The sequence below is a fragment of the Actinoplanes palleronii genome, assembly GCF_016862315.1.
GTDB classification, from domain to species: Bacteria; Actinomycetota; Actinomycetes; order Mycobacteriales; family Micromonosporaceae; genus Actinoplanes; species Actinoplanes palleronii.
This window is the reverse complement of sequence record NZ_BOMS01000027.1, coordinates 1-7925: the sequence shown is the minus strand read 5'-3', so window position 1 is coordinate 7925 and position 7925 is coordinate 1. Positions and strand designations below refer to the sequence as shown.

The window sequence follows — 7925 nt, the reverse complement described above, 5'->3', positions numbered from 1 at the left end:
TGTTTACGTCTCGCGTCGGTCGCTGGGTCGTCGCGCCGTTTGCGGGCCTCATGCGGCGGCCTCCGTCCAGCCGGGCGCTGAGTGACGCCCGGTCCATCCCGCTCGGGACCTGGCTGGCGGTCCTGACGGCCGGCCTGATCAACTGGCTGCTGGACCTGAGCTGCCTGGTGCTGGCCGCGGCCGCAGCCCACGCTGACGTCGGCTGGAGCCGGTTGGCGCTGATCTACCTGGCCGTCCAGGTGGTCCGGCAGATCCCGCTCACTCCGGGCGGCATCGGCCTGATCGAGACCAGCATGCTGGCGGGCCTGATCGCGGCGGGGTGCCCTGAGATCACCGCCGCGACGGTGGTGCTGATCTACCGGCTGATCTCGTTCTGGCTGATCCTGCCCACTGGTGTGGCCGCCCACTTCTCCCTCCGCAACGCCGTCGGTCCCGAGCCCGCGGCCGGTCCTCTGCCCCCGAGTGTGTGAAGTCCGGGTCCGCTCCGAACCTGAACTCCCCACAGTCGGCGGTTCCGGCCGCTGCGTGTGACTTTTCGGTGCGCTCCGTACCGTTTCTCCCCACGCAAGGTGGGTGGCGGGGTTGTGTGGGGAGTTTGGGTGCGCTGGGCGCCGTTTTTTCACACGCAAGGTGGTTGGCGGGGTTGCGTGGGGAGTTTGGGTGCGCTCCGCGCCGTTTTTTCACACGCAAGGTGGTTGCTGGCGTTGCGTGGGGAGTTTGGGTGCGCTGGGCGCCGTTACTTCACACGCTTCGGGGTTTGGTGCTGATTATGGGCGGTTGAACTGCTGGGCGACTGCGCCCAGCCCCAGCGCCAGCGCCGGGCCCGGCAGGCGGAAGTCGCGTCCGTACCGCCGCCCCGGATGGTCCCGGTCGACCAGGTCCTGCCAGAGGACCGCGACCGGATCATCCGTGGCCGGCAGGTGGTGCCCGGCAGCCCGCAGCAGCCGGGCCAGGTCGTTCTGCTGGCGCAGGCGCTGCTCCTCGAAGATCCGGCTCCACTGCAGCAGGGAGATCGAACCCTCCAGGGAATCCGGGACCGTCTCGTCCAGCATGGGCAGTGGGCGGGCCGCGGCCCAGGCGGACAGCTCGGCGCCGGTGACCGTTTCCGGGTCGTCGTCCTCGCTGCGGGCGAGCGCGTAGGACAGCAGCGCGGTCGTCTCCACCAGCAGGTGCTGGACCGGCACCCGTCCGGGCGGGTCGAGCCACCAGTGGTCGGCTTCCAGGAGATCGGCGGCGTGCCGGGTCGCGGCCCGCCACCAGCTCTCATCGCCGGCGGCCAAGGCGTCGGTGTAGGACCACAGAAAGGTCACCCCTCCGGTCCTACCAGCGACATTAGTCACGAGTCAATCACGCGAAGGCGTCGCCCGAGGGAACGGCACACGTCACTGTCACGCGGGCGACGTCCACGGGCCGACCCCGCCGATCCGTTCGACGTGATAGCGGATCACCCAGCCGGACGTCCGCGGCGCCGGGAACGTCGCATCCGGGGCGAGGTAGACCTTCGCCAGCCGGTCCAGCAGCTCCCACGCCTGCTCGCCGGGCTCGATCGCGGCCTGGGCCCGCAGCACCGCGTGTTCGGCAAGGAACACACCCGGCTGCCGGGGCGCGTCGAACGACAGCACCACCCGGGGATCCCGCTCCACATTGCGGAGTTTGGCGTTCCAGCTCAGGTGGCCGCTGACCACGTCGTCACCGTCCACGCCGACCCAGATCACCGAGACCTGGGGGCTGCCGTTGGCGTTGATCGTGCTCAGGTGAGCCAGGGGACCGGTTTCGATCAGACCGCGCAGTTCCGGGGGCAGAGCGCTCATGACCGAAGGTTACTCATCGATGCAGGTTGTGCACCCCGAGCGCCCGGTCGAGGAGTTTGAAGCGGAACGCCGCGGTCAGGGCCAGGAACCAGATCAGCAGCGCGGGCGGCACGATCGCGGCGACCGGGCGGGCGTGTCCGATCAGGCCGAAGTACGACCACAGCACCGGCACGTTGATCACCACGAGGAAGACCACGATCAGTCCGGCGACCAGCAGTGCCGGGCGGCGGTCGTCGGTCGGCGGGGTCCACGCGGCGAAGAGACGGTTCGGCGGCGCCAGGAACAGGATCATGATGAACGACGCGAAGCAGAAGAACGTCGACAGCCCGGTCTGTGCGGCGATCGTCGCGGACGCGGTGGCGAAGTCGGTGTCGACGCCGTACTGCAGGCCGGTGTAGCGCTCGAACTCGTCGATCACCTCGGCCGGGGTCCGGCCGGAGCTGAAGCCGTGCGAGATCGCCTCGTACAGCGCGGTGTAGACGGTCGTCGCCACGCCGGCCGTGACGATCGAGGTGGGCAGCACGAACCGGGCCATGCTCGCGAAGAGCCGCTTGTCCGGCGGGACCGGCTTGGCCCAGAACGTCAGGAAGAACGTCGGCACCCCGACCGTGAACAGGGTCAGCCCCACCTGGGTCGGCGAGTACGGAAAGCCCAGCCCGAGCATCGTCACCGCCAGGATGACAAGCCCCTGGCTGGCCACCCGGGCCAGGAAGACGTAGAGCGACATCCCGATCCCGTTGATGATCCGCCGGCCCTCCTCCTGTGCCGGGGGCAGCACCGCGAACGAGTCGTCGACCAGCACGATGTCGGCCACGTCCCGGGTGACCGGGCTGCCGCTGCGCATCGCCACCCCGACGTGCGCCTGCTTGAGCGCGCGGGCGTCGTTCACCCCGTCGCCGATCATCGCGACGTACCGGCCCTGGCGGCGCAGCGACCGGACGATCCGTTCCTTGTGCTCCGGCGCGACCCGGCCGAACACCGTGGTCCGGGCGACCACCGCGTCCAGGGCGGCGTCGTCGAGCCCGTCCAGGTCGGCGCCGGGGACCGGCTCGCCGGCGTCCATCCCGGCCCGGTCGGCGATCGCCGCGACGGTGCGCGGGTCGTCGCCGGAGAGCACCTTGAGGTCGACCCCGCTGCTGCGGAACCGGCGGACCGTGTCGGCCACCGCCGGGCGCAGCTCGTCGCCGAGCGCGACCAGGCCGTAGGGCTCCAGCATCGGCAGTTCGGGCCGGCCCTCCGGGTCGCGCAGCGGCGCGCCGGTGTCCTGCGCCCGGGCCAGCAGCAGTACCCGCAGGCCGCGCCGGGTCCGCTCGGTGACCAGGTCGGCCGGCAGCGGTTTGCGCAGCCGCGCGGCGAGCGCGTCCGGCGCGCCCAGCACCCAGGTGTCCTCGTCGGTGACCAGTCCGGACCAGCGCAGCGAGGACGCGAACGGCACCTCGTCGCGGATCTCCCAGATCGGCCCGGCCAGCTCGGCGGCGATCGCCAGCGCGGTCAGGTTCGGGGTGGTGGCGTTGTGCGCGATACCGCCCAGGGCGTCGGCGACCTCGGCGTACTCGTGCTCGCCGATCGGCAGGATCTCGTCGACGGCGAGGTTGCCGGTGGTCAGCGTGCCGGTCTTGTCGGTGCACACCACGTCCACGTTGCTCACCGATTCGACCGCGTTGACCTGCTGGACCAGCGCGCCCTGGCGACCGATCCGGACCGCGCCGGCCGTGTAGGCGAGCGCGATCAGGAAGAACAGCCCGTAGGGCACCAGCCCGGACAGCACCGCGGTGATCTGGACGACCCGCAGCAGGGTGAAGCCCTCGATCGCGGCCTGGGCCAGGATCGCGCCGCTCATCAGCGTGGTCAGCACCATGACGAGGCGCACGGTGAACTCGATCCGCCGTTGCAGCGGCGTCTTGTCGGTGGTGGACCGGCGCGCCTCGGCGGTCAGCCGCCCGGCGTAACTGTTGCGCCCGACGTCCCGGGCCAGCTGGTGCCCGTCGCCCGAGACGCACAGGCTGCCTGACCGCAAGTCATCACCGGGTTCTTTGGTCACCGGATCCGACTCCCCGGTCAGCAGCGACTCGTCCGCCTCGATCCGGCCGCCGTCCAGCATCGGCCCGTCCACCACGATCTGGTCGCCGGCCCGGACCCGCAGCACGTCGCCGCGCACGACGAGTTCGGGTTCGATCTCCTGCTCGGCGCCGTCGCGGATCACCACGACCGCGCCGCGGTCGAGCAGTTGCAGCCCGTCCAGCTTCCGCTTGGCCCGGATCTCCTGGGCCGCGCTGATCACCGCGTTGATCAGGCCGAGTCCGACACTGATCAGCGCGTCGCTGTACCGCTGCAGGGCCAGCAGCGCCACCCCGATCACGAACAGAATGATGTTGAAGAACGAGAAGACGTTGGTCCGCAGGATCTCCGCATAACTGCGCGACCCGCCCTTGACCGGGGTGTTCCCCTCACCGTGCCGCAACCGGTGCGCGGCCTCCGCCGAACTGAGCCCCTCGACGACAACCGCCTGCTCTCCCACGCTCATCACAAAAACCATTAAAACCCCTTTTTTGTACGATTAGGGCCCGCCGGCCGGGGAGCCCGCCCGGCCGCGCTCCCGTGCCGCGTGCCCCCGGCAGGCCCCGCCCCGGAGCGAGCCCACCCGCGGGCGCCGCCCCGCGCCGGTTACCGGGGGGTGTTCCCGTCCCATCCCGCGCTGGTCACCGGGGGTGTTCCCGTCTCGCCCGCGCTGGTTCGGGCGTGTTCCGGCTCCCGCCCTGCGCTGGTTCGGGGCGCGTTCCGGCTCCCGCCCGTGCTGGTTCCGGCGTATTCCGGCGAAGGCTGCTTGGCACCTGCTAGGCGCCGTTTAGGGTGATCAAATGCAGATCATTCGGTATAAATCGGTCAGAACGGCACTCGGCGTCGCGCTCTCCGCCGGGCTGGGCCTGACCGCGCTGACCGCTGACCTCGCCCTGACCCACCGCGCCGCCGCGGCCGCCACCTGGAGCCCGGCGAAGAGCGCCCGGTCAGTGGTCTGGAACCCCGCGAAGAACGCCGCGCTGGCCCAGCTGATGAGCGACGCGGCCACCCCCTCGCTGATCATCGGGGCGGCGTTGCCGGCGTCCCTGGCCGGCTCCGCGCTGCTGCCGGGCACGTCCCCGCTGCACGCCGTCGCGGCGGGCGGAAAGTTCGACCCCGAGCGCCTGCGGGCCGCCCTGCTCACCCCGGCCGAGCTGCCGTCCGGCTACAAGCCGATGCCGGACGCCCTGAAGGCCTTCACCGACACCGGCTCCAAGATCGGCATGTGCGACACCACGCCGGCCGCAGCCCCCGGCGCCCCGGTCCGCCCCGTGGCCCCCGGCGCCCCGGTCGGCCCCGGCGTCCCGGTCAAGCCCAGCCCCCGGTCCGCCGTCGCCCTTGCCCCGGGGCAGCCCAGCCAGGACTCCCCGGCCGCCGCAGCCGTGAAGCCCGCCGCGGCCGCGCAGCCCGCGGTAGCCGTGAAGCCCGCCGCAGCCGCGCAGCCGGCCGCAGCCGCAGCTGCGACGACGGCCGGTGCGGACATGCCGGCCGCGAAGCCGGTGGGGGCGGGCGCGCCGACCGCCACGCCTCAGCCCGGTGGCCAGGGCCAGAAGGCCGGCAGCGACACGGTGCGGGCCGCCTTCATGAAGGGTGAGACCGGGCCGGTGCTGATCGAGGCGATCAACCCGGCCGGTGACCGGGCCGCCCGGGACATCGTGGCCCAGGTGGCCGCCGCGCCGAGCCGTTGCCCGTCCTATGACGAGGGCAAGCCCGGCGAGCCCGACGCGCTGCGGATGTCGACGTTCCCGCTCGACCTGCCGCGGTTCGGCAACAAGTCCGCCGCCGTCCGCTTCGAGGTCGAGATGACCAGCCCGCGGGTCACCGTGCACGGCAAGATGGCCGCCGTCTCGATCCGGGGCGCCGTGATCACCGTGCTGCTGGTCAACATCGAACAGCCCGGGCAGCACGAACTCGAGGCGATCACGCGGAAGGCCGTGCAGAAGTTCAAGCAGCTGAAATAGCGCCGTACCGTCGTACCGGAAAAGAGCGGCCGGAACCGCCGCGAAGCTGGCGGCGAACAGCGAACTCGCAGGTCAGAGTGTCGCCGCCAGCTTCTGCAACGCCTCGCTCGCGCCCGAGGTCAACGGCTCGCCGTGCCCCGGCAAAATGATCTTGATCGGCAGGGTCGCCAGTTTCTTGACCGATTTTGCCGCCGCAGCCTGGTCCGCGGTGAACTCCGGGTTCGAGCCTTCCAAACCATTTTGGGTACGCAGGGCGTCGCCGGCGACGAGCGTCCCGGTCGACGCGTCGAAGATCGAGATGTGGCCGAGCGTGTGCCCGGGCGTGCCGACGATCTGCAGCCCGAACACCTCGTCACCGTCGTTGAGCGACGTCAGCTTGGCGTCCGAGACGATGTTCGGGGCGTCCGCCGTTCCGGTGTAGAACGTGGCCTTCACCTGCTTCTGGATCTCGTCGACGCTGCCCGCGTGATCCGGGTGGTGGTGGGTGAGCAGGACGTGCTTGACCGCGCCCCAGTCCTTGCCTGCCGCCTTGAGTCCGGTTTCGATCGCACCGCCGGAGCCCGCGGTGCCGGTGTCGACGATGGCCACCTCGTCGCCGCGGAGCAGCAGGTAGGCCGACACGAAGCTGAGGTTGACCCGCTTCCAGCCGCCGGTCGTGCCCGCCTTCTCCTCGGCGCTGCTCGTTTGCGGAAGCGGCTCCGCCGCGGGCGTGGTCGAGCAGGCGGTCAGGGTGTTGACCACGGCCAGGCCCAGCACCCCGGCGCCGGTGGTCACGAACAGTCGGCGGCTGATCCGGTAGTCGGTCATCTGTCCTGCTTAGCGCACCCGCAGGGAAACCGGCACCTATCCGTCGGCATTTACCTCTGCCTATAGTGCTGGCATGCCGGTCCAGCGCCTGGTGAGGCACCTGAGCGAGCTGGGATTCTCCCCGTACGAAGCGCGGTGCTACGCGGGCCTGCTCGGCGCCGGCCCGCTGACCGGGTACGCGGTCGCGAAGAGCACCGGGGTGCCGCAGCCCAAGGTCTACGAGACGCTGCGCCGGCTGGTCGCCCGCGGCGCCGCCGAGCAACTGCCCGGCCCGCCGATCCGGTTCCTCGCGGCCGACCCGGAGGCGCTGCTGGACCGGATGGCGAACGCCTACGCCGCCTCGATCGCCGGCGCCCGGGCAGCGGCCGCGGAACGGACTCCCTAAGATCGGTTTTCGTCGTTACGAGCACTACCGATGGGACTGTCAGCGTGTCCGGAAGTCTGCTGGCGGTCACCGCCGTCGTCCTGCTCCTCGCCTACCTCGCGATCTTCGTGGCCCTGCACCTGCGGGGCACCGGACATCACCCGATCCGGGACGCGGTGAGCGACTACGGCGTCGGCCGCACTGCCGGGCAGTTCCGGGCCGCGGTGCTCGCCAACAGCCTCGGCATCCTCGCGCTGACCGGCGCGCTCGCCGTCGAACTGGGCCACGATCCGCTGTCCACCGGCGACTACGTGATCCTCCTGCTGATCCCGGCGACCCGGCTGGCGCTGGCATTCTTCCCGACCGACGTCGAGGGCACCCCGGTCACCGCGACCGGCCGGATCCACCTGCTGCTGGCGGTCGCGTCGTTCACGTTCGTCTACCTGTCCGTGGCGAACCTGACCCCGCCGCTGACCGGCCACCCGGCGTGGTCGAGCCTCGGCGCGGTGCTGGTGACGCTGAAGTGGATCGCCGCAGCCGGCCTGGCCGCGGTCGTGGTGACGATGGTCGTCCCCTCCTTGCGCCAGGTGTTCGGTCTGGCCGAGCGGGTATACCTGCTCAGCACCAACCTGTGGTTCTTCCTGGTAGCCCTGTTCCTGACCATCTGGACCTTCTGACCCGGCCCGTGCGAGCCGCCGGCCCCGCCGATCGTGCCCGGCGAGCATCGGTGGTGGTCAGAGCGGCCCTGAAACGACGACGGCCGCTCTCCAGCCGTGCTCGGCGACCGCTGGTGGTGTTTCGCGGCGCCGGGATCACCGCAAGCGCTCGCCCGCGACCGCTCGCCCGGTCGTGACAGCCGTTATGCGTCGCCCACAAGGGCCGTCAGGCCCAGCTCGGGTCGCTCGGCTGGTTGTGACGGCCCTC

At 71.1% G+C, this 7925-nt stretch carries 8 protein-coding genes; 4 read left to right on the top strand and 4 right to left on the bottom strand.

Annotation, left to right across the window (positions count from 1 at the left end; translation table 11 throughout):
• Positions 1-470 (top strand): lysylphosphatidylglycerol synthase transmembrane domain-containing protein (locus tag Apa02nite_RS11200; protein ID WP_203824998.1); only part of this gene is annotated, 470 nt, incomplete at its 5' end.
• 297 nt (positions 471-767) lie between these two features.
• On the opposite strand, the gene Apa02nite_RS11195 is transcribed toward Apa02nite_RS11200, so the two are convergent.
• From Apa02nite_RS11195 to Apa02nite_RS11185, 3 genes are all read right to left on the bottom strand, one after another.
• Complete coding sequence (locus Apa02nite_RS11195) at positions 768-1310, bottom strand: hypothetical protein (protein WP_203824997.1); 543 nt, start codon at positions 1308-1310, stop codon at positions 768-770.
• A gap of 78 nt (positions 1311-1388) precedes the next feature.
• On the bottom strand, positions 1389-1811 hold the full coding sequence (locus Apa02nite_RS11190) for a PPOX class F420-dependent oxidoreductase (RefSeq protein WP_203824996.1): 423 nt from the start codon (positions 1809-1811) through the stop codon (positions 1389-1391).
• Between the two features lie 13 nt (positions 1812-1824).
• The gene (locus Apa02nite_RS11185; protein WP_203824995.1) at positions 1825-4335 is read right to left on the bottom strand and encodes an HAD-IC family P-type ATPase; all 2511 of its coding nucleotides are present in this window, start codon (positions 4333-4335) and stop codon (positions 1825-1827) included.
• A 334-nt stretch (positions 4336-4669) separates the two neighbouring features.
• On the opposite strand from Apa02nite_RS11185, the gene Apa02nite_RS51885 reads away from it, so the two are divergent.
• Entirely contained in the window at positions 4670-5830 is a 1161-nt protein-coding gene (locus tag Apa02nite_RS51885) for a hypothetical protein (RefSeq protein ID WP_203824994.1), read from the top strand.
• Between the two features lie 72 nt (positions 5831-5902).
• Here the strand turns inward: Apa02nite_RS51885 and Apa02nite_RS11175 are convergent, their stop codons facing one another.
• The gene (locus Apa02nite_RS11175; protein ID WP_203824993.1) at positions 5903-6637 is read right to left on the bottom strand and encodes an MBL fold metallo-hydrolase; all 735 of its coding nucleotides are present in this window, start codon (positions 6635-6637) and stop codon (positions 5903-5905) included.
• Positions 6638-6710: 73 nt separating this feature from the next.
• On the opposite strand from Apa02nite_RS11175, the gene Apa02nite_RS11170 reads away from it, so the two are divergent.
• Complete coding sequence (locus Apa02nite_RS11170; protein WP_067701594.1) at positions 6711-7022, top strand: TrmB family transcriptional regulator; 312 nt, start codon at positions 6711-6713, stop codon at positions 7020-7022.
• A gap of 44 nt (positions 7023-7066) precedes the next feature.
• A complete protein-coding gene (locus Apa02nite_RS11165) occupies positions 7067-7678 on the top strand; it encodes a DUF998 domain-containing protein (RefSeq protein WP_203824992.1) in 612 nt (203 codons plus the stop codon).
• Positions 7679-7925 lie beyond the last annotated feature (247 nt).

Coding starts and splice junctions, on each gene's coding strand:
- Apa02nite_RS11170 (WP_067701594.1), top strand. CDS start 6,711: ATGCCGGTCCAGCGCCTGGTGAGGCACCTGAGCGAGCTGGGATTCTCC.
- Apa02nite_RS11185 (WP_203824995.1), bottom strand. CDS start 4,335: ATGAGCGTGGGAGAGCAGGCGGTTGTCGTCGAGGGGCTCAGTTCGGCG.
- Apa02nite_RS11190 (WP_203824996.1), bottom strand. CDS start 1,811: ATGAGCGCTCTGCCCCCGGAACTGCGCGGTCTGATCGAAACCGGTCCC.
- Apa02nite_RS11175 (WP_203824993.1), bottom strand. CDS start 6,637: ATGACCGACTACCGGATCAGCCGCCGACTGTTCGTGACCACCGGCGCC.
- Apa02nite_RS51885 (WP_203824994.1), top strand. CDS start 4,670: ATGCAGATCATTCGGTATAAATCGGTCAGAACGGCACTCGGCGTCGCG.